The sequence below is a fragment of the Lachnoanaerobaculum gingivalis genome (assembly GCF_003862475.1).
Classification (GTDB): domain Bacteria; phylum Bacillota; class Clostridia; order Lachnospirales; family Lachnospiraceae; genus Lachnoanaerobaculum; species Lachnoanaerobaculum gingivalis.
On record NZ_RRCO01000001.1, the window covers coordinates 305,044 to 326,327 of the forward strand.

The 21,284-nt window shown below is 33.1% G+C and carries 13 protein-coding genes and 1 CRISPR repeat array (1 of these 14 running past the window's edge); of the genes, 1 reads left to right on the forward strand and 12 read right to left on the reverse strand.

Features of this window, described 5'->3' with window-relative positions; genetic code table 11:
• A CRISPR array of direct repeats spans positions 1–6,659; the repeat unit is 30 nt; unit sequence CTTTACATTCCATTCTGGTTATATTCCAAT (it extends 2,354 nt beyond the left edge of the window).
• A 208-nt stretch (positions 6,660–6,867) separates the two neighbouring features.
• The 9 genes from cas2 to cas6 form a co-directional block, all read right to left on the reverse strand.
• Positions 6,868–7,143, reverse strand: coding sequence for a CRISPR-associated endonuclease Cas2 (gene cas2, locus EHV10_RS01430; protein ID WP_009220017.1), 276 nt, complete (start codon positions 7,141–7,143; stop codon positions 6,868–6,870).
• A 2-nt stretch (positions 7,144–7,145) separates the two neighbouring features.
• The gene (cas1b, locus tag EHV10_RS01435) at positions 7,146–8,138 is read right to left on the reverse strand and encodes a type I-B CRISPR-associated endonuclease Cas1b (protein ID WP_128673093.1); all 993 of its coding nucleotides are present in this window, start codon (positions 8,136–8,138) and stop codon (positions 7,146–7,148) included.
• 14 nt (positions 8,139–8,152) lie between these two features.
• Positions 8,153–8,650 carry a CRISPR-associated protein Cas4 gene (locus EHV10_RS01440; RefSeq protein ID WP_128673094.1) on the reverse strand — a complete coding sequence of 166 codons (498 nt, stop codon included), beginning with the start codon at positions 8,648–8,650 and terminating at the stop codon, positions 8,153–8,155.
• Positions 8,647–11,004 carry a CRISPR-associated helicase Cas3' gene (gene cas3, locus EHV10_RS01445; RefSeq protein WP_128673095.1) on the reverse strand — a complete coding sequence of 786 codons (2,358 nt, stop codon included), beginning with the start codon at positions 11,002–11,004 and terminating at the stop codon, positions 8,647–8,649. The genes EHV10_RS01440 and cas3 overlap by 4 nt, the downstream gene beginning before the upstream one ends.
• 95 nt (positions 11,005–11,099) lie before the next feature.
• Positions 11,100–11,291 (reverse strand): hypothetical protein, encoded by a 192-nt coding sequence (locus EHV10_RS01450; protein WP_128673096.1) that lies wholly within the window; start codon positions 11,289–11,291, stop codon positions 11,100–11,102.
• A 30-nt stretch (positions 11,292–11,321) separates the two neighbouring features.
• Positions 11,322–12,419, reverse strand: a complete 1,098-nt coding sequence (cas5, locus tag EHV10_RS01455) for a CRISPR-associated protein Cas5 (RefSeq protein WP_128673097.1) — start codon at positions 12,417–12,419, stop codon at positions 11,322–11,324.
• The gene (gene cas7i, locus EHV10_RS01460) at positions 12,400–13,293 is read right to left on the reverse strand and encodes a type I-B CRISPR-associated protein Cas7/Cst2/DevR (RefSeq protein ID WP_128673098.1); all 894 of its coding nucleotides are present in this window, start codon (positions 13,291–13,293) and stop codon (positions 12,400–12,402) included. The genes cas5 and cas7i overlap by 20 nt, the downstream gene beginning before the upstream one ends.
• A complete protein-coding gene (gene cas8a1, locus EHV10_RS01465; protein WP_128673099.1) occupies positions 13,283–14,743 on the reverse strand; it encodes a type I CRISPR-associated protein Cas8a1/Csx8 in 1,461 nt (486 codons plus the stop codon). Before cas8a1 ends, cas7i begins: the two co-directional genes overlap by 11 nt.
• 9 nt (positions 14,744–14,752) lie before the next feature.
• Positions 14,753–15,469, reverse strand: coding sequence for a CRISPR-associated endoribonuclease Cas6 (cas6, locus tag EHV10_RS01470; RefSeq protein WP_128673100.1), 717 nt, complete (start codon positions 15,467–15,469; stop codon positions 14,753–14,755).
• Positions 15,470–15,727: 258 nt separating this feature from the next.
• Between cas6 and EHV10_RS01475 the strand changes: the two genes are divergently transcribed.
• Positions 15,728–16,768, forward strand: a complete 1,041-nt coding sequence (locus tag EHV10_RS01475) for a YeiH family protein (protein WP_128673101.1) — start codon at positions 15,728–15,730, stop codon at positions 16,766–16,768.
• Positions 16,769–16,802: 34 nt separating this feature from the next.
• Here the strand turns inward: EHV10_RS01475 and EHV10_RS01480 are convergent, their stop codons facing one another.
• The 3 genes from EHV10_RS01480 to EHV10_RS01490 form a co-directional block, all read right to left on the reverse strand.
• Positions 16,803–19,007 carry a beta-carotene 15,15'-monooxygenase gene (locus EHV10_RS01480; protein ID WP_128673102.1) on the reverse strand — a complete coding sequence of 735 codons (2,205 nt, stop codon included), beginning with the start codon at positions 19,005–19,007 and terminating at the stop codon, positions 16,803–16,805.
• A gap of 107 nt (positions 19,008–19,114) precedes the next feature.
• Positions 19,115–20,629: a type IV secretory system conjugative DNA transfer family protein gene (locus EHV10_RS01485; protein WP_128673103.1), complete on the reverse strand. Its 1,515-nt coding sequence runs from the start codon at positions 20,627–20,629 to the stop codon at positions 19,115–19,117.
• A complete protein-coding gene (locus tag EHV10_RS01490) occupies positions 20,629–21,234 on the reverse strand; it encodes a ClpP family protease (protein WP_128673104.1) in 606 nt (201 codons plus the stop codon). The genes EHV10_RS01485 and EHV10_RS01490 overlap by 1 nt, the downstream gene beginning before the upstream one ends.
• Positions 21,235–21,284: the final 50 nt, after the last annotated feature.

Genomic DNA, 21,284 nt, shown 5'->3' on the forward strand with positions numbered 1-21,284 from the left:
GGAATGATTTTCTTTACATTCCATTCTGGTTATATTCTAATCTTTCATTTTTGTTCCCCTTTGTTTTTTATTTATATCCTTTACATTCCATTCTGGTTATATTCTAATTGCAGCGCAAAATACTATTACGTCTAATAATCTAACCTTTACATTCCATTCTGGTTATATTCTAATTCGGACATGTTCAGTCGGGAATGTTGTCCGATTTATCTTTACATTCCATTCTGGTTATATTCTAATTGGAAAGCCATCAACGATGAAATTATCTTGTTCATCCTTTACATTCCATTCTGGTTATATTCTAATACCAAAGATATACAAGCCAATTACATTATCATGACCTTTACATTCCATTCTGGTTATATTCTAATTATTCCGACTTATTCCAATGTTAGAGCCTCTGTCCACTTTACATTCCATTCTGGTTATATTCTAATTTGAAGACTGGGCTTTTCTTGATGATATAAGAGCATCTTTACATTCCATTCTGGTTATATTCTAATATTCTTAACTTTTAAACTCAACTTAGAAGGCGTGATCTTTACATTCCATTCTGGTTATATTCTAATGATGAAGCAATTAATCATATAAATACTTACGGTTCACCTTTACATTCCATTCTGGTTATATTCTAATGATTGTTCGGTCTCTATTTTTTCTACATAGCCCTTTACTTTACATTCCATTCTGGTTATATTCTAATCCGACCTGGATTTAAAATATATGACCGTTTCTGATCTTTACATTCCATTCTGGTTATATTCTAATGACTGTACAAAGTAGCCTTTTCCGGTTGGCGTGTACCTTTACATTCCATTCTGGTTATATTCTAATTTAAAAGACAGAGTAGATGTGATTGTAAAAATTGTCTTTACATTCCATTCTGGTTATATTCTAATAATTCTAAAGATAATAAAACAATTTCTGTTACAGTCTTTACATTCCATTCTGGTTATATTCTAATTGCATGTGCTTCATCTTTTGACTTGTTCTCTGCCTGACTTTACATTCCATTCTGGTTATATTCTAATAAAAAACAATTTTGTTAAATTCTTTGTAAAAACACCTTTACATTCCATTCTGGTTATATTCTAATCTGTACAGGCCTAATTCAGTTATGACTCCGTCAACTTTTCTTTACATTCCATTCTGGTTATATTCTAATAATATTCGATTTGCCCAATTTGGCAATCTTACATTCTTTACATTCCATTCTGGTTATATTCTAATGCATACTGATTTGAAACTACAGGAACTTGATTTAGCTTTACATTCCATTCTGGTTATATTCTAATGATAATAGAGGTTCACAATTTTTATCCGGGTAACTACTTTACATTCCATTCTGGTTATATTCTAATGATCGTCAAGAAAAAGGATTCTTGCTCAGATACTTTCTTTACATTCCATTCTGGTTATATTCTAATTGAGAGCAAAGGAGGAGATAAATGACAACTTATAATCACTTTACATTCCATTCTGGTTATATTCTAATGGCAGACTGGCAACAAATCACATTTTAAGTATTGATACTTTACATTCCATTCTGGTTATATTCTAATGTAAAGATACAAAAGAGAACTTTGTTGAACCTCTACCCCCTTTACATTCCATTCTGGTTATATTCTAATGATAATTATAACCCGTTTGGAGTATCGCTTAGATTCCTTTACATTCCATTCTGGTTATATTCTAATTTTGAGTACCGTCCTGCTTAGTAATAAGGTTATATCCTTTACATTCCATTCTGGTTATATTCTAATTTTGCATAACCATCATAGGACTTAATCCCATACGGTCTTTACATTCCATTCTGGTTATATTCTAATCTTGATCAGCGCTTCTGAGTTGATTCAGCAACAGCCTTTACATTCCATTCTGGTTATATTCTAATGTAATGAGCATAAACAATTCTTGATTGCTACAAACATCTTTACATTCCATTCTGGTTATATTCTAATCAACACAATAGCAAATAAAGCCGTATCGCTTAAACACTTTACATTCCATTCTGGTTATATTCTAATCGAATTGAATTACATTGCAGAGCAGGGCGAATATCCCTTACATTCCATTCTGGTTATATTCTAATATTACTACAGAAGGATTTAAGCAAAAGACAGATAGCTTTACATTCCATTCTGGTTATATTCTAATGAAGAGGGTTGAAGCTATATTGGCAGCACTGGAAACTTTACATTCCATTCTGGTTATATTCTAATCTGTATAACTCCTGACAGAGTAGAAAAACATCAAAACTTTACATTCCATTCTGGTTATATTCTAATTTATTCTTGCGCACCGTAGCGAACTTTTACAGCAAGCTTTACATTCCATTCTGGTTATATTCTAATTAAGCTCAGGCTCTACAATATTATCTATATCTGAAAACTTTACATTCCATTCTGGTTATATTCTTTACATTCCATTCTGGTTATATTCCAATTGTTCCTGTCACAATGCAGATAAGAAGTGGATGTGACTTTACATTCCATTCTGGTTATATTCCAATGACAGTAACTTTTCTTTTTTTATACGCATATAATTGCTTTACATTCCATTCTGGTTATATTCCAATTAGATTGTAGGAGAGATTAGAGGGAAAGTAAATAGGCTTTACATTCCATTCTGGTTATATTCCAATAAAGACCGGAAAGGGAAATAAGACCACAGGGTGGACTTTACATTCCATTCTGGTTATATTCCAATGATATGGCAAAGTTTAATTATATCAGTATTGACTACTTTACATTCCATTCTGGTTATATTCCAATCATATTCAGATACTGCAGCATTAAATGTATCAGCACTTTACATTCCATTCTGGTTATATTCCAATCTTTACCCCCATCTTTTGCAACTCTGCTGCAATCTCCTTTACATTCCATTCTGGTTATATTCCAATAAAACTTGACAGCTCATCTATAACCACCGTATCAAACTTTACATTCCATTCTGGTTATATTCCAATCGTCCAAATCGGCTCCCTCAAAGCTTGCCTCAGTACTTTACATTCCATTCTGGTTATATTCCAATATAGATGGTACTGAATATAACATTACTAAACTTGACTTTACATTCCATTCTGGTTATATTCCAATTGCTTTATTGTTAAGCCTTTTAGCCGTAATTCCTTCCTTTACATTCCATTCTGGTTATATTCCAATCACAGGTGAGTTGTTAAATCTTCCTACCCCTGATCACTTTACATTCCATTCTGGTTATATTCCAATAATAAGTACCGCTTTTAACGTCTACTGTTTTGCCTTCTTTACATTCCATTCTGGTTATATTCCAATCAGGGGAAGAGCATAGAAGAAGGGTGGATACAGCACTTTACATTCCATTCTGGTTATATTCTAATGACCGCAAAGACATAGCAAAAAGCCTTGACGAAATGAACTTTACATTCCATTCTGGTTATATTCTAATTCTTTCAATCAGTGGCAAAATTTCCTTTGACTTACTTTACATTCCATTCTGGTTATATTCTAATGCTAAGAAGGTAATTTCATCTATCAGGCTATACATACTTTACATTCCATTCTGGTTATATTCTAATTAAACCCCTCAGCCCCTCCTACTCTTTATTAATTGAACTTTACATTCCATTCTGGTTATATTCTAATCGATGTATATGATGTAAATTCTTTGTATCCTTATATAACTTTACATTCCATTCTGGTTATATTCTAATTGACTTAGTAAAATTACTAGATGAATATTTTACGCTCTTTACATTCCATTCTGGTTGTATTCTAATGAATTCAGAATATGGGCCAGTATTTTTTAATAGATCACTTTACATTCCATTCTGGTTATATTCTAATTCGTTCGTCCATTAAAATCTCCTTTCTTTAACCTCCTTTACATTCCATTCTGGTTATATTCTAATAATATTCGATTTGCCCAATTGGGCAATTTTATATTCTTTACATTCCATTCTGGTTATATTCTAATGAAAAGGAAAAACAAACGGATTTGGGCGAAAGTACTTTACATTCCATTCTGGTTATATTCTAATCTATTCATACAAGATTTGAAGAGGGGTATTATCCCCTTTACATTCCATTCTGGTTATATTCTAATAGGAACTTAATTGCGAAAAGTTCGCGGCAAGGGAACTTTACATTCCATTCTGGTTATATTCCAATGATACTTTTATTGATATTTGCTTTATCAAAGTATTCTTTACATTCCATTCTGGTTATATTCCAATGTCGTCATCATAACATTTCAGTTTAATGCTTTCCGGCTTTACATTCCATTCTGGTTATATTCCAATTGTGTTAAGCGTTGTCATAAACTCAATGTTATTTAAACTTTACATTCCATTCTGGTTATATTCCAATAAGTACTTGCAAAGACTTTAAACTGGTTTACACGACTTTACATTCCATTCTGGTTATATTCCAATAATGCAGCGCAAAATACAATCACCTCCAACAATTTGACTTTACATTCCATTCTGGTTATATTCCAATACGGGGTATAAAATTTTTATCATTGTTCACTTTTTCCTTTACATTCCATTCTGGTTATATTCCAATTTATTAAAAAATGCTACGGGATTATAGGCGATTATCTTTACATTCCATTCTGGTTATATTCCAATGTATTTGGTGCAGTAGGTCCGATAATGACAACACTCTTTACATTCCATTCTGGTTATATTCCAATTATATGGAAAAATCGAGGAAGAGATGAGGGTATCAAACTTTACATTCCATTCTGGTTATATTCCAATGCGAATATAGTATAATTATTTTTGCCGTTACTCTTAACTTTACATTCCATTCTGGTTATATTCCAATACATAGCCATATAGCAGGCAGATGGGCATTTATCGACTTTACATTCCATTCTGGTTATATTCCAATATTCTTGAATGCGTAAAAAGGAGGGTGCATGGTAGCTTTACATTCCATTCTGGTTATATTCCAATTACAATTGGATATTATGCAATGTTTGAGTACACGAACTTTACATTCCATTCTGGTTATATTCCAATGTCCAAGGGTTAGTAGGTAATGTCTCTCCGGTATCCTTTACATTCCATTCTGGTTATATTCCAATGCTTACAAAGGCCGAGCAGGACACAGCTGTAGGCGACTTTACATTCCATTCTGGTTATATTCCAATTTATGCATCATGTTCTGACTCTCTCTATCAGTACCGAACTTTACATTCCATTCTGGTTATATTCCAATTTATCATGTATAATTGCGTGAACATTGCTTACTGCCTTTACATTCCATTCTGGTTATATTCCAATTCAGTTGGACAAGTTGGGGGATAAAGCTAAGAAGACTTTACATTCCATTCTGGTTATATTCCAATAAGATGTGAGCAGCTCTTTACCTGATTGGAGAAAGTAACTTTACATTCCATTCTGGTTATATTCCAATAGAAGTTTATCAAAACTTATGTTAAACAGCTTAACCTTTACATTCCATTCTGGTTATATTCCAATGAAGAAAATGCCTTTATTTTCAGACAAAACTTAATCTTTACATTCCATTCTGGTTATATTCCAATTATACCAGAGTTTAGGGGCGCAAGCCCCTTAAACTCCTTTACATTCCATTCTGGTTATATTCCAATCTTACCGATACATCGTGTATCATAAGCATTCCGATCTTTACATTCCATTCTGGTTATATTCCAATGAATGACAAACGCTGATTTTCAATCACTGGATGTATCTTTACATTCCATTCTGGTTATATTCCAATGGGCAATGCTCCCGATTATAGTTTTGTCTATGCTCCCTTTACATTCCATTCTGGTTATATTCCAATGACGACTGTATCGCTTATAGTCGATAAGAAGTTGAAACTTTACATTCCATTCTGGTTATATTCCAATAGATACATAACCGGACTGAAATTCGGGGAGATATCTTTACATTCCATTCTGGTTATATTCCAATGTTCTTACATTTTGCACCCAAACAATTTACAAGATCTTTACATTCCATTCTGGTTATATTCCAATAAATACATGGAGAAGAATAAGGATTACACAGTTAGACTTTACATTCCATTCTGGTTATATTCCAATGAAGAGTCGGAAATGACTTCAGAGCAAGAACAGGCATCTTTACATTCCATTCTGGTTATATTCCAATTATAGTGTTTAGTGCTTACCCTCATATGGATATAACCTTTACATTCCATTCTGGTTATATTCCAATGAAGTCGATAAGACGCTAAGGCTTGTAAGTGAAACCACTTTACATTCCATTCTGGTTATATTCCAATTCAAGTCCTCTAATAACATTAAACACTTTACTTAACTTTACATTCCATTCTGGTTATATTCCAATTGATTACAGAACCGCAAGGGGAATTAAGTAGCTATCCTTTACATTCCATTCTGGTTATATTCCAATAACACCCCTTCTTTCCATTCCTTTTGTTTAGCTTCCTTTACATTCCATTCTGGTTATATTCCAATAGATGGGAAAAAATATTAAAGATATCAAGCAAGGATACTTTACATTCCATTCTGGTTATATTCCAATTATATTCTTTTAAAAAGTCAAAAAGATATCCAGGCATCTTTACATTCCATTCTGGTTATATTCCAATAGTAAAGTTTGCAGGCACGATGCCCGATTATTCTACCTTTACATTCCATTCTGGTTATATTCCAATCCGTCTCCTATCATACCACCTATTTGCGCCATTTAAAACCCTCTTTTTTGTCTACCTCGATTTTTTCTGCCGGCAAAGTATGATTTTCTTGTAATTATACTGTCTATGTACTGCTCTAAACCTTTGTTTTATAACATTTGTCGATTCCCCTATATTTTTGGGCTATTATAGGTCGACAATTGTATTGATATGATAAGCAGCATTGATATCAAATCATAAACGGATCATCCTGCTGCAATCCTATTACATTTTTATCAAGCCACCTCTCATTTCTGCTCTTAAATATTATTACCGAGTCGGTACTTTTATCTATCTCCTTTTCGATTGATCCTTCAAGCTTAAACAAGTCTGAGTCTGAGATTTCTCCTTCAAATACAGATTTTTGAATATGCACAAGGTTTTGCTTACACAGTTTAAACACCCTATTCCATCTTTTTTGTCCATTACCCTCTTTACATATATCGTATACAAGTATCACATACATAATTACCACCACATCACGAAAGCATCGTATTTTTTCTCTTCATACAGATGTTTTATCATCTTATAACATTCCAGTCTTATTAAGTATCTGTAGCTGACTTCTCTGCCAAGTTCCTTATGCATTATGGTCTGTTTTAATCTCTTATCATACTCTGCCAATATTATTTTAGAACCCTGTTCTGATAAATGCAGATAATCCAGCCCTTTCGAGAAATGTTTTTCTTTTATTTGATTTTTGTTTAATAAAGAAAAAATCAGTCTGTCTGCAATAAGAGGTTTAAATATTTCTGCAATATCAAGGCTTAGTGAAAATCTGCTGACTCCCGGCTCATGTAAATAGCTTATTGTAGGATTTAATTGTGTTTTATATATTTCGCCAAGCACTGTTGTATATACCAAGCTGTTTATATATGAAATCAAAGTATTTACCATATTATCAGGCGGTCTCTTCACTCTTGTTGTAAAATCTGTTTCCTGATCTATTATTACATTCCATTGACTGTAATAAATCTTATGAATATTTCCTTCAACTCCCATCAGTTGCTGTATATTATCGCATTTTTCCACTTCATTCAGCAAATATGTTATTTCATTCATTGCATCTTTTACATCCTTGCCACGACCATTGTAATAGCGAAGATTTCTATAGATATTATTTCCTGCGGATTTTACAAACTCTTTTGCTAGTTCAATCCTTTTTTCTTTATCCGTATAATGTTCCACCTGTTTAACCAACAGCTTCCCGGAAACTTTCATTTCCCTTGGCACAAGACTTGATACATAAAAATCATAATAATTAAAGAAATGTACCATTATATTATTCTGTGCCAAAAAAGTAATAAGCTTGGTATTGACAGTATCTTCACCGAAAAAATAGATCTCTGAAATACTGTTAACAGGTATATCCTTTTTACCGCCTTCCTCTCCGGTAAACCTCAATGTATTATCTTTTCTGCTCAATTCTCCGTTTTGATAAATATATAAGCTGTTTTTCATCTATCCCCCTTTCCCTATATCATGCACAAATCAAAATATGCACATTTCTTGCAGATATTATTGTTTAAACATTCCGGTATATCTTCTGATTGAATTATCTCTTTAATATTATCAAGTATTTCCGTCATCTTTTTTTCATCCTGCTCTGCCAAACTCACATCTACAGTCTTTTTTAGCAATGGATAATCAAGCTTTGCCTCAATATTTTCCACACCGTATTGCTTTAAATAATACAAATAATATTTAAGCTGCCAAACAGAAGCATCTTCAATTTTTCTGCTCTTCTTGATTTCATGAATTACGCCTCGACTCTCGGCAAAATCTATATTTATCTCCTCATTTATCATTATATGTTTTCTTTCGGATGAATATGAGTCATTATCTATAAATTTCCCTATCTGTACAAGCTCATTCTCATCTTCCATAGATATATCATTATTGAACAGCCAGAGTTTCCTCCTGCATACAAAATAATAATATATCATTACCCCCGTCACCTTTTCATGCATCATAAAAATATGCTCCCACTACCCTCTTTTTCTTTTATTATTCCATACTCTTTATTATAAACTCGTGTAGAAATAATAATTTTCTCATTATCCACCACACAATAGTCTTTATCCTTATCCAGTTCTCTTAGACTTATATTTAAAGTGAACTTTCTAAACTCATTTTTTAAGCGAAGTATATCTACTCTTAGTTTCTGTTTTTCTGCTGTACTTTTTGTCCTTCCTATAAGTTTTCTTTTTTCTTCAATTTCATCAATTATTTCAATAATATTCTCCTGTTTATCTTCATATATTGACTGTGGAATAACTCTTCTACTGATTATATTTCTAAATTCCTTTATTACTTCTTTAGCATTCTTTGAATCAGGTATTATATCCACAAGATGCTTATACATCCTTTTGTATTCGCTAAGATATTCGGTAAAAATGCTGCTATACATCTTGTCGTATTCCTCTATCTTTTTCTTAGTAAAATAATTCTCAATCAGCCTGTTTTTATCCGCCTCGGAAAATAGCCCTGTATTATTTTCACTCTCCCATTCAAGCAATGCCGCCTTACTGAGTTCATACAAAGATTTATATATAATCCCACTTGATGCATAGGCATTCTTATCACTGTGCTTTATAAGTAAATTTTCATCTATATCAAGATATACATAGGAGTTAAATTCATCTACAGACTTTAATCCTTTTCTGTTGCATCTTCCAAGTCTTTGTAACAGAGAACTTAAATCCGATAATTCTGTAAATAAATAGTCAAAGTCTATATCAAGACTTGCCTCAACTACCTGTGTGGAAATCCAAATAACTCTTTTTTTACATTTGCTTTCGCCATCTTTTAATATAGCATCCTCTTTCTCACTGCGATGCTGTACTGTAAATTTTGAATGTAGCAAGTTCATCTCTATCTCAATATCATTTTCATCAAGCCATGACTTAATTTCTCTGTAAATACTTTGTGCTTTTGTTACTGTGTTTACCACAACCAAAAGTTTCATACTTTCCTGATGATATTTATCCTCTATAAAATCTTTAATATCATCTATATTGATAGCACTGTGTCTTAGGCTTACTCTATGTCTTATCTTATTATTCAAAAAAATATCTTCTTTATACTCTATTTTTTTATCTATATCCTCTTGTAATAAATCTTTTATAAAAGGCGGCAATGTCGCTGTAGTAATTGCAAACTTACCTCCCACCATATCTATAAGTTGCAAAGAATATATAAGGGTAGCCAATATATCAGGTGAATATGCCTGTATCTCATCTATAACCATTTTTGAATAGCTGTAAGTGGCAAGTTGTAATTCATATGAGCAATATTTAAAAGCAAATCTGAATACCTGATCCGGAGTAGTTATTGTTACCGGCAGTGACATAGCACGGGTAAGTCCATAATACTCCCAAAATTTCATGCTTTCCTCAGTTTCACTGCTTAATGTTCCCTGACTTTCATCTTCTAAATATATATTTTCAAGTTCACCATGAAGCAACCCAAGATTTTCAGTATAGTCATCTTTATATAAAGTATTCCTAATTCTTCTATACATTGCATTGATTGCAGTTTTTAAAGGAAGCACATAAAAACCCTTATTATTTCCTATCCACAAAAGAGAAGCCTCTGTTTTTCCAAGTCCGGTAGAACCTATCAAGATTATATTACTATCTTTATTATCCCTTGCAAATCTCTGCATTTTATTCCAACCGTCTGATACACCCTTACTGACAAAATCTTCTTTCAGCTTTTCAAGTCTGCTTTCCAAATGTATATTTGGCATATCTATTTTACTATGTGCACTTGCCGCATAATCACATTTATGTAAAAAGCCTTTTACAAGTATGGACCTTTTGGACGGATTCATTCTTAGCTTTCTAATTACCGCCAATTCTCTTAAACCTATATTTTTAAAAAAATTTATCTCATCATCTTTAAATACTTCAGTAGATATGGATTTTAAATTAGCACTTATCAAATCCTGTTTTTTATCTACAGTCTCAAAATTATCAACATAATTATGATGATTTAATATCGCATATAAGATTATATTCCTATCTTCTTTGCTGTATTGTTCAAGGTAGTTCTTTGCCATATAAAAAGAAAGAATATTATGCCCTATCTCTTCGTTTTCATCCAGTTTTTTCCCTGCTTCAAGTCTTCTTTGAAATAACGGATTTACTTTTGCAAAGTCATGGAATATACAAGCCTCCGCAATCAAATCAATATCTTCTATAGCAACTATTTCTTTTAATTCTTCAAGTTTAGAGAGCAGATTTTTTGTATGCTCATAAATTGTTTCATTTTCTTTTGCTTTATATTTTTTATAAATTTCTGCCAATTCATCCTTTATTTCCATCTCATTCCTCCCTTTTTATGCCTAAAAATGGACCTAAGCTTATTATATTCATTTAAGCTTAAGTCCAAATATCAGAATAAATGAATCAAATCCACTTATAATAATTTATTATCTTCATTACAAAACCCAAAAGTTTCTTTAACTAATATCCCATCAGATTTACATTCTCGAATAATACACTTTGACGCATTTTCTTCATCAACATTATTCAAATTAGAATCAAAATAATATATTTCCGAGTAAACTCCTCCTACCGGAGTATTATATATAACTTTTTTATAATTCATAGTTTTACCCTTAATACTGATATAAATATTTTAATTTAAATTTACTATATACTTTCCGTCAGAATCAAATATATAATTTTTTGTATCTCCCCCTATTCCTATAATTGAAGAAAACAGACAGGGTATTTTATTAAACACTCGTTTTTTCCCTTCTATTTTATAGTCCTTTGACACATAGTATATAGTACCCTTTGCAGGCTTTTTTGTGCCTTCTCTTGCAAGAAAGTAATCCCCTTCTTCAGGATTTTCTATGTTTATACAATCAATATTTACATACATGGAATATCCGTCAGATAATTCATACTCATCATCTATACCTTGGCTAAGTTCAACTTCCTTTATCTCTAAAAGTTCTATAAAATCCTCACTCCTGCCAAGTGAAACCAAATTGTTTTGATTTTCCACTATATCCTTTAACACCTCTTCTTCGGCACTTATATGAATAACCAGTTCAACATCATATAGCACTTCCTGAGTCTGTACACTTTTAGTCAAAGTCTTAAAATGGCTTAAAGGTTCATCCACTTTTTGAAAAAGTTCTTTCTTATAATCAGCTTTCAGCCCTTTTATTTCCAAATCTTTTTCATCAATAGTTTTTTTTAGTTCCAAAGCTTCATCAGATTTTGCCTCTAATTTACTCAGTCTATACTTTATAAGCTTTTTTTCTTCCTTCCATGCCTTTTCTTTATCATCAATTTGCTTTTTTTTCTCAGTTCTTAATTCGACGGCAATATTTTTTATATTAATATATTCTTCCAGCTTATCTTCATCGAATATCTGTATAGTCTTTTTATCTTTAAAACTGTTTCCCTGAGATTTTAGTGCCTCTGCAACTTTAATAAAACCTGTATTTAATGCGTCAGGATTTTGACTATATATCAGTATACTTCTATCATCTTCCAGGTTATTAAGAAGTGCATGATTTACATAAAGCTCCCTTTGCATATTTCTGTACTTACCCTGCACGCTTACTTTCATATCATGGTAGGAAGTATAACCGCAGGCATTGTGCAAGGCACCTATAATTGTTGAAAACGAAGGAAGCGGATAGGTCATACGATTGTTGACTGTTTCCTCTCTCGTATATGAAGCTTGATTTTGTCTAAGTTTAATTCTCAATGCTTTCATAATATTCGTCCACCTCTTTGCTCAAGTTTGCAAAGAATTCATCTACAGAACCTGCATTAAGTTCGGCTTCTATTTCATTCTCATTTTCGAAGTTGTAGCCTTTTAACAAAGCAGCTCTGTATCCCTCTTTAAGCTTAGCTTTTAAATCTTCTTCTATCTTCAGTTTGTTTGCTTCTATATGAACCACATTTTCAAAATAGTGAGTCTTTTTATCTCCTATACCACCTACTACAAATATAGGCTCCGCATTGTCCATATTTCCTCTAACAACCATAGACAGATTTTTTATTGCATTAAGAAGAGCCTTTACTCTATATGCCCTTTCTCCCTTTTCAGCCTTTGTATCATAGTTTTCATCAATTCCGACCTTATCCAAATCAATGGTTATACTATATCTTTTTAAGGACTTATCATATTCATATTGATAGGGCATAAGTCCGGCATTTGCAGCTTTTTCCTGAATATTTATCCCGTTTTCCTTAGCAAATGTCTGTGCAAGATAGAGATTGTTGTGAAATCTTGTTTCATTTACAAATGGATAAAATGAAATGGCATCTGTAAGATAAAATGAACTTCTTCTGATCTTTCTGTCACCTATAGTACTCATATAGCCGCCCTCTAAGGCTCTGTTATTTGCTACATTGATATCCTTTGATACAGCCTTTTGATCAACTTTCCCATCCTGCTCCACTTTTAAATCATCATAAAGACCACTCTGTACCATGATGGCATTTTTCATACTTTCTCTTGAACGTATAGCATAGGCCTTGCCGTTCTTATATACCTTCTGAACACTTCCTACATTTCCAAGTCCCTCTCCATAGTTTGAAGTCATACTTGCTACCACTGTTAAAGTTAAAGCCTTATTTTTCATTACTCTTTCCTCCCTCTTGAGTATCATCTTTTCTTTTACTGCTTACAATAAGCGAATTTATAAAATTATATGCCAAATTTTTGTTTGCCTCAAAGTCCTGTATCAGCTTATGCATAAATACGAAAGGTACCTCTGTATATGATGACAACTGTAACATTATCTCAATAAAGCGACCATAATCTTTTGAAATCAATGTGTTTGCAAGTCTCTGCTGATAGCCTTTGATTTTATTTTCCTGCCTGTTTGTAATAAAATATTGTACTACCTGTGATGCGGCTGCACTTGAGCCCTTAAACTCCGGTGTTTTTTCCATATTTCCCTCCCTTGTTTCGTATATAATTTTATTAATGTAAATGAGACGGCTTAGACAGTAAGTATCAGGAGTATTTGAATCCGTGTTATACTCCACTTTCATCAGTCTTTCTATCAAATCATCCAGACTGAGCTCATTTAGTATACTGTTCGTAACCTCCCCCATTACATTGATATAATAATTTTCATTTACCTTCACATATCTTTTAAAAACATTCTTCAAAGATTCTGAAAACTCACTGTCCTTTGATATTGTTTCAAAAATTGTGATTGCATTCTGTCTTACAAACATACTCTCGTAATAATCTGTTTCAGTATTTTTTATTATTACTTCAACATCGTAATCTATAAAACCGGCACCTTCAGAATAGCTGTAAAATACAGAATTCCATGTTTTTTGTTCTTCAAATTTCTCTGAAAGAAAATACTCCATCTCATCATTGGCTTTTAAAAGATAGTCTATGGATGTATTATTATTTATAAATACGGAACTTCCGCTTCTTGAGAAAGCAAAAGGTATAAAATCGAATTCCACTTCATCGTTAAAAGTTCTTGAATCCTTATCAAAACAAAAACCTATTGATTTAGTTTTTCTTCCTGTATCTACACAAAACCCAAGTAGACGACATACATCCGCACTTTCACTCCTGTATTTTGAAGTATTGATAAACTTCCTATATCCACTTGTAGAATTACAAAATGTATTACTTATAAGTTCAAGTCTATTGTCATCAACCAAGTGTTTAATAATTTCAGCATTTGTACCGTCAAATTTAATACCTTTAAAAACTTTCTTCATCACAGTATTGGCTGAGAGTTTCTCATTTACTTCTTTTATTGTCTCTTCTGTAAACTGATCCCGACACAATCTTTTATAAACCACATTATGATGCATCTTATCAGAGAACCATTTTTCAGCAAATAAAAGATATTCCCTGTCCCCCTCGAAATCTTTTCCATCATTACATACATCCTCAAAATTGTAATAAAGGTACCTACCCTTTATAATATATGGTATATTTCTGTCTTTAAAAAATCTTACCATACCGACAATAGCAGCAGAGTATCTCCAGTCCGAAGGTTCAATTCTACGGTTGTAGTTGACAGAATTTTCTTCAAATTCTAGTTTACTAATCATAATCCCCCCTTAGACAACCTGTTCCACCAGCCCGAATCCGGAATTTCGCTTTGATCCCAGTCCGATTTTAAGTATATGATTAAGAATTCTTTTATCCCCTGAAACTATAAAGCTTCCTATGGTTACAGGTATTTTAATCCCGTATACAGGTACTATAATTTTTTTTAGACTGCTTAAGTCAAACTTCAGATTATCAATTTCTTCATCCATATACTGAATATCTTCTTTTAATTTTCTTTCCAATTCTACTGCAAAATCACAGTCTTCAACTGTTAGATATCTGTCCTTATTATTTTCTCTGCTATGGCATTTCAAACATATAGGAGACAAAACTTTAAATACGGCATAGTCCTCTGCTATATCCTTTTCACTTACCATCTTAATGCTTTTAAGGCTCATCTCATTATTATCTCCTATCGGAAAAGCCTTATTTTTCATCATAAGCAAGCTTGAATAATAAATCAGTGCTGTCTGTTGTTCTTCAAACTTCAAGGTCATATTTACTTCATTACCCTCAAGTTCCATTTTTTCACCTTTGAATACCGGCTTATTAAAAGCTATTGACCACACAAAAGACTTCTTCTTTGCACCGCTTTGATACAGCTCTTCATAGAAGTATCCGTCCATATATGATGATATTGCCTTTTTAAAAAAGCTGATGATTATCCTCCTGTAATCACTTTTTATTACAGGGTTTTTCAGTTCCAATTTTACAATATATTTCATACTCCTCCTTTTTGCAAAATAATTTCCAGTCTGGAACGATTCTATGTTAATTATGTAAAGATACAATAAACTTGAAAACTTTACATTACTCCATATAACAATAAACTTGAAAATGGGAGTTAATTTATTTTGATTATAGCCTACTATTTTTAAAATGTAAATATCTAACTAAAAAGATTTTTTTATTTCTTCTCTCCATTAGATTTTCTCCCCTCATTGTACTATAATCATACTATAAAATTCAGAAAGGACATTAATATGAATTCAATAAAATCTTTCTTATCAAAAAACTTTTTCGGTATGCTTATATGCTTTATTATTGCCTTGCCGGCGTGGTTTCTGGGGAAGAGATTTCCTATAATTGGCGGGCCGGTGATTGCGATTATTTCCGGTATGATTATTACACTTTTTTGGAATGATAAGGGTAGGGCAGGTACCGGAATAAAGTTCACTTCAAAATATGTTTTGCAGGCGGCTGTGGTTTTTCTTGGGTTCGGCCTTAATCTAAGCGTTGTACTTCAAACCGGCAGACAGTCACTCCCTATAATCATATGCACGATATCCACCGCACTGATCATTGCCTTTATCTTACATAAGCTGATGAATATACCCGGAAATATCTCAACTCTTGTGGGAGTAGGTTCTTCCATATGCGGAGGTTCCGCCATAGCGGCAACAGCACCTGTAATAAATGCCGATGATGATGAGGTGGCACAGGCAATATCCGTTATTTTCTTTTTCAATGTATTGGCTGCCCTACTCTTTCCTGTTTTTGGCAAGATGATCGGCTTTGATACTCTAAGCGGAGAGGCTTTCGGAATATTCTCCGGAACTGCGATAAATGACACTTCATCCGTTACCGCTGCCGCCTCCACTTGGGACAGTATGTGGAGTCTCGGCACTCAAACTCTTGATAAGGCTGTTACGGTAAAGCTTACCAGAACTCTCGCAATCATTCCCATTACTTTGGTACTTGCAATAATCAATGCAAAAAAGTCAAATGATAATCAGAACGGTTTCAGCCTTAAAAGATCATTTCCGATGTTTATAATATTTTTTATTATTGCATCCGTTATCACTACTGTTGCTCTAAGTGCAGGTGTGCCTTCACATTCATTCGCTCCTTTAAAGGATTTCAGTAAATTCTGTATCATTATGGCAATGGCTGCAATCGGGCTGAACAGTAATCTTATTAAGCTTATCAAATCAGGTGGCAAGCCTATTATACTTGGCGGTATATGCTGGGTAGGTATTACCACAGTAAGTCTTATAATGCAGCATATACTTGGTATATGGTAAAAAAAGTGTGCAAGCCCTAAAACTTGCACATTTTTTAATTTATCATCACTTTATAAAGTATTACATCTCCATAATCTTTATAAACCTCGGTACTTCCATCCTCCAACAAGTATCTTACAACATCTGCAGCTCTTTCTCTGCCTTCCAGATACTCATCTTCAACACAGATATATTTTATATCCGCATAATGCAGATAATCCTTAAAATTATCAAGTGTTTTTACAACCGCTGAATTACCTCCGCTTCCTGTAATATCTGTATAAGTCCTTATATCCGCACTTAATATTTTAAGTAAATTGTCCTCTGACAATAATAGTGTTCTTGGATTGCCCAATTTCATCAAATCCATATATACATCTACAAAGTTGCTGTCTGTGTTTCCCAACACTTCTTTGTCGATATATCTGTCATGGTGATTATAGACTCCAAGTTCTCTCATATTCTTCGGATTTTCTGTCAGTCCTCTGATACCTGCCCAGTTTGTAACACCCGTTATAAGAAGTGAAAATACTATGCATGGTGTCAATGAATAAAATAAATTCTTAACACCTGTTTCTTCAACCAAAAAGCAAACCGTAATGATAACCAAAGCAAACAACAATATGAAATAATTGCCGTCTACCTGATTTAATATAAATAAGCTGATCAGACTGACCGCAGTATCTACTCCGAGAATAATCATTATATATGTAAATATATCTTTATTACTCTTATTCTTAATGCAGTATCTTACAGTAAATACAAACAGAATTATAAATAATACAGTTATTAATACAGTAGGTGAGGCTATATAAATATGTGTCTCATTTGTAGGTGATATGAAAAGCTGGAATAATCTGTAAAATATATCTACACTCTCACCTGATGACATATTCATACCGGCACTTCTATAATCTCCGATAGTATAAGGATATTTTGTCTCTATTCCAAGCTTATACCATATAGAAGAATATACCGAAGTAATAATATGTCCGGTAAGTATATATGTTCTTGCATATACAAGTACTATTGCAGCTATAGGAAGAACTGACAGGTAGGCAAATTTGAATAAATTTTTGATTTTATTTTTATTCTTTATAAAATCTGTAACAAGGTAAATAATATTTGCAATGCCTATTCCTAAGCTGAACAAAAGACTTGTAGGCTTATATATAATGCTTGCAAGCAAGGCTATCAATGCAAATGTAATGTAGTAACTATGTCTTTTTTTTACATACAGGCACATATTCAGTATTGATATAAGCTGCATTAATAATGTGATCATATCAGTCTTTGCCGACAGCCCCATATTCATAATTGCAGGTGTCACTGATACCAGTACTACTGCAAGCCATGACTTATCAGTCCTTTTTTCGCTGCAGACTTTTACTATCTCAAATACCGTAAAAAGTACCATTATTGCACATATATAAGAAAAACTCAGTACAAATCCGAAGCTTTTCTTTGTATTAAGTGCAAGTGTAAGTATCTCAAGTCCTTTCGGATAGACATATACATCGTTTACAGTTCCCAGATTGTCATATATTCCGGTATTTCCTACAAGTACCGACAAGCTTCTAAGTCCGTACCTTAAAGAATCATAATCCAATGTAATATTGATTCTTCCAATCTGCAACAGTATTGCTGAAAGTGATATTGCAGAACCAATACAGAAAAAATTTTTATTTTCAAATTTTGATGTTTTTTCTGTATTATTCTTTACTAATGGTACTATTATTTTGAAAAATCTCATCAAAACATATGTGATTACAACAACCATTACAAGTCCAAGAGTGAAAAATCTTACTCCTTTTTTTGAAGCAAGATGAAGTGCTGAAAGAACACATATAAAAATAATATACGCAAGGCTTCCTGCGCTAAAGCTGTTTAAATAGCGAACTATAATGCTATCCTCCACACAGCTTTTTCTTGATGTTACAAGTATTATTTCACCAATCCAAATGAGCACCAAAAGGAAAATACAATCTACAATAAAAGCTGTGGCAGCCTGATGTAAAATCATATATATCAGGCTAAAAAACCCTATGCCTATAAGTCTTATATAATTGTTTTTCACCAATCTTAATATCAGATAAAATATAACAAATAGCAGTATATGTTCAAAATAAAGCATTTTTGTTTCCATCTCACCGATATCAAATAATATATAAGTCTTTTCAGCCAATAAAGAAAAACTGTATATACTAAGAATGGCGGCACATATAAAAATAAGCAAATATCCGGTTTTCTTAATCTTCATATATAAACTCCCAGTCTCTTGTAAAACAAATCTTCCTCATCAAATTACCAGCTATTTTCATCAATACTCTCCCTGCTCACACTATATTTTTATTTTATCTTTAACACTTAGAAAAAATCCGGAAAGTCATCGTTGTCTTCAGAAAAGTCATCACTGTCTTCAAAAAAGCCGTCGAAATTTTCATCATTTCCATTTTCCTTTCCCCCATATAGTTTCACCATCTCAGCTCTTGGCTTTATTTTATATGTCTTCGGTTTAAACGGCTCTGTTTCATATGGCTTTATACTGTTTTTAAGCTCTTCTATAAATAAGCTTCTTTCTTGTGTAAATCCTTCAAATGACTTCGGCTCTTTCATATTATTTGTAAGCTTCTTATACAGTTCATTTTCCATGATATTATATCTTTTTGAAAACTTAGGTTTTGAGCCTCTTCTGAATATGATCTGATTTCCTAGTTTCATATTCAGGCAATCCTCTGTCATTATTCCGGCTCTCATTCCGATATTTCTTGCAGTATCCAAATCATTCGAACCCATATAGACATATGTATCACAGTTATTAATAATAGTTGTAGCACTGTCATTTCCATAAAGTGAGGACAATTGTGACTCCGACTGTATCAAAAGTGTCACTGAGATACCCTTTTCCCTGAATATTGAAATATATTGGTCAAATAAAGGTACCGGACATCCGGTTGCAAAGTCATCCGCCAGAAAATGAATAGGTCTTGTCAATATACCTTCGGCCTGTCTTTCTCCAATTTCAAACAGTTCTTTAAATATATGTGCATAAAACATATTTATAAAACTGTTTAAGCTTGGATTTACCGGACTGGTAGTCACAAACAATGCTCTCTTCTCCGTTGCCAGCTTTTCAAAGCTTATCTTATTTTCCATCTTGAACATTCTTCTAAGCTCCGGTGTAAAGACATATCCGATGGCCGTATTCAATGTACCGAAAACACAACTTGCGGTTTTTATAGGCAATCTCCTAAAAGATTTCCAGTTAACCGTGGCGAAGTTGAAAGGATTTGCCATTTCTAGCGATAAAAAATCGTAATCATAATTAGTCTTTATCTCGCTTGTATCATCCTCAAAGCTAAGCTTATCGATCATCTCAAGAACATCTATAAAGCTCGGATTATCTTTTTTCATCAGTATATAGGATATAAATGCCGCAAAAAGTGATGTAGCCGCCTCATCCCAGAACGGATCAGCATTGCTGCTTTCTTTTTTCTTATTTGCCGTAACAATGCTCTTGGCTACAAAGACTATATCCTGATAACTCTTGATAAAATCAAGCGGATCATAAGCTATATTTCCGTTTTCCGGATGTACAAAGTCAAGATCCCAGACCTTATAATCTCTTTCTTCCAATAATGAAAAATATTTATTTACAATTCTTCTCTTTGTTACAGAAGTAATGATATTTCTGTTATATGATTCCAGAAGAAATGCCTCCGTTATGGAAAGGGTTTTACCTGAACCTGAACCCCCGACTACCAGGATATTATTGTTGATACCGGTTATATTACTGTCTGTAGAAAATATACAATCTTCGCCTTCGCCTAAAATCACCCTGTCAATTTGCGATTGTATCTGCTTGCCTTTTTTATCTCTCATTACCACTCCGCTTCTTTTACAAATTCAATGACCTTTGAGAACTCTATTATTTCATCACATAGATTAAATGCAATTGCTTCATCAGGTGAGAAATAATGATCAAAATCAGTAGCTTTGTCAATCTCTTCTTCAGTCTTGCCCGTATGTTTTGCCAGTAGACTGTTAATTTTCTTCTTCGTTTCAAGCATGCTGTCGGAAATACTCTTGATACTTGAAGCATTTCCTGATACTCTTCCGCCAAGCATCGGTTGATGCAGCATAAGTTCGCTGTTTGGAAGCATATATCTCTTGCCTGCACATGCCAAAAGCACCGCACCCATGCTGTAGGCTTTTCCCCTACATATCATCCTTACAGGTGCTTTGGAGCCTACTATTGCATCATACATCAAAAGACCGCTGTTTATTTCTCCTCCCGGACTGTTTATAAGCACTGTAATAGGCTCGTTTGACTCCAGATTGAGTTCCAATATCTTGTCGGTAAAATCAACAGCCAGCTCATCTGTTATTTCTCCATTGATATTTATACATCTTTTACTGAAAAACTTTGCTTCCAGTGATACCTGTGTAATACCGCTGTTTGTCTTTATCAATGTACTTGTACTCATAATCTCTCCTCTAACCAGTGCCTTTTAAAGTTCTATATACACAGTTTCAC

What these genes read in the sequence shown, in the direction of transcription:
- EHV10_RS01485 (WP_128673103.1), bottom strand. Translation starts at nt 20,629, where the DNA reads ATGAGAGATAAAAAAGGCAAGCAGATACAATCGCAAATTGACAGGGTG.
- cas7i (WP_128673098.1), bottom strand. Translation starts at nt 13,293, where the DNA reads ATGAAAAATAAGGCTTTAACTTTAACAGTGGTAGCAAGTATGACTTCA.
- EHV10_RS01490 (WP_128673104.1), bottom strand. Translation starts at nt 21,234, where the DNA reads ATGAGTACAAGTACATTGATAAAGACAAACAGCGGTATTACACAGGTA.
- cas5 (WP_128673097.1), bottom strand. Translation starts at nt 12,419, where the DNA reads ATGAAAGCATTGAGAATTAAACTTAGACAAAATCAAGCTTCATATACG.
- EHV10_RS01480 (WP_128673102.1), bottom strand. Translation starts at nt 19,007, where the DNA reads ATGAAGATTAAGAAAACCGGATATTTGCTTATTTTTATATGTGCCGCC.
- cas1b (WP_128673093.1), bottom strand. Translation starts at nt 8,138, where the DNA reads ATGAAAAACAGCTTATATATTTATCAAAACGGAGAATTGAGCAGAAAA.
- cas2 (WP_009220017.1), bottom strand. Translation starts at nt 7,143, where the DNA reads ATGTATGTGATACTTGTATACGATATATGTAAAGAGGGTAATGGACAA.
- cas8a1 (WP_128673099.1), bottom strand. Translation starts at nt 14,743, where the DNA reads ATGATTAGTAAACTAGAATTTGAAGAAAATTCTGTCAACTACAACCGT.
- EHV10_RS01475 (WP_128673101.1), top strand. Translation starts at nt 15,728, where the DNA reads ATGAATTCAATAAAATCTTTCTTATCAAAAAACTTTTTCGGTATGCTT.
- EHV10_RS01440 (WP_128673094.1), bottom strand. Translation starts at nt 8,650, where the DNA reads ATGATGCATGAAAAGGTGACGGGGGTAATGATATATTATTATTTTGTA.
- cas6 (WP_128673100.1), bottom strand. Translation starts at nt 15,469, where the DNA reads ATGAAATATATTGTAAAATTGGAACTGAAAAACCCTGTAATAAAAAGT.
- cas3 (WP_128673095.1), bottom strand. Translation starts at nt 11,004, where the DNA reads ATGGAAATAAAGGATGAATTGGCAGAAATTTATAAAAAATATAAAGCA.
- EHV10_RS01450 (WP_128673096.1), bottom strand. Translation starts at nt 11,291, where the DNA reads ATGAATTATAAAAAAGTTATATATAATACTCCGGTAGGAGGAGTTTAC.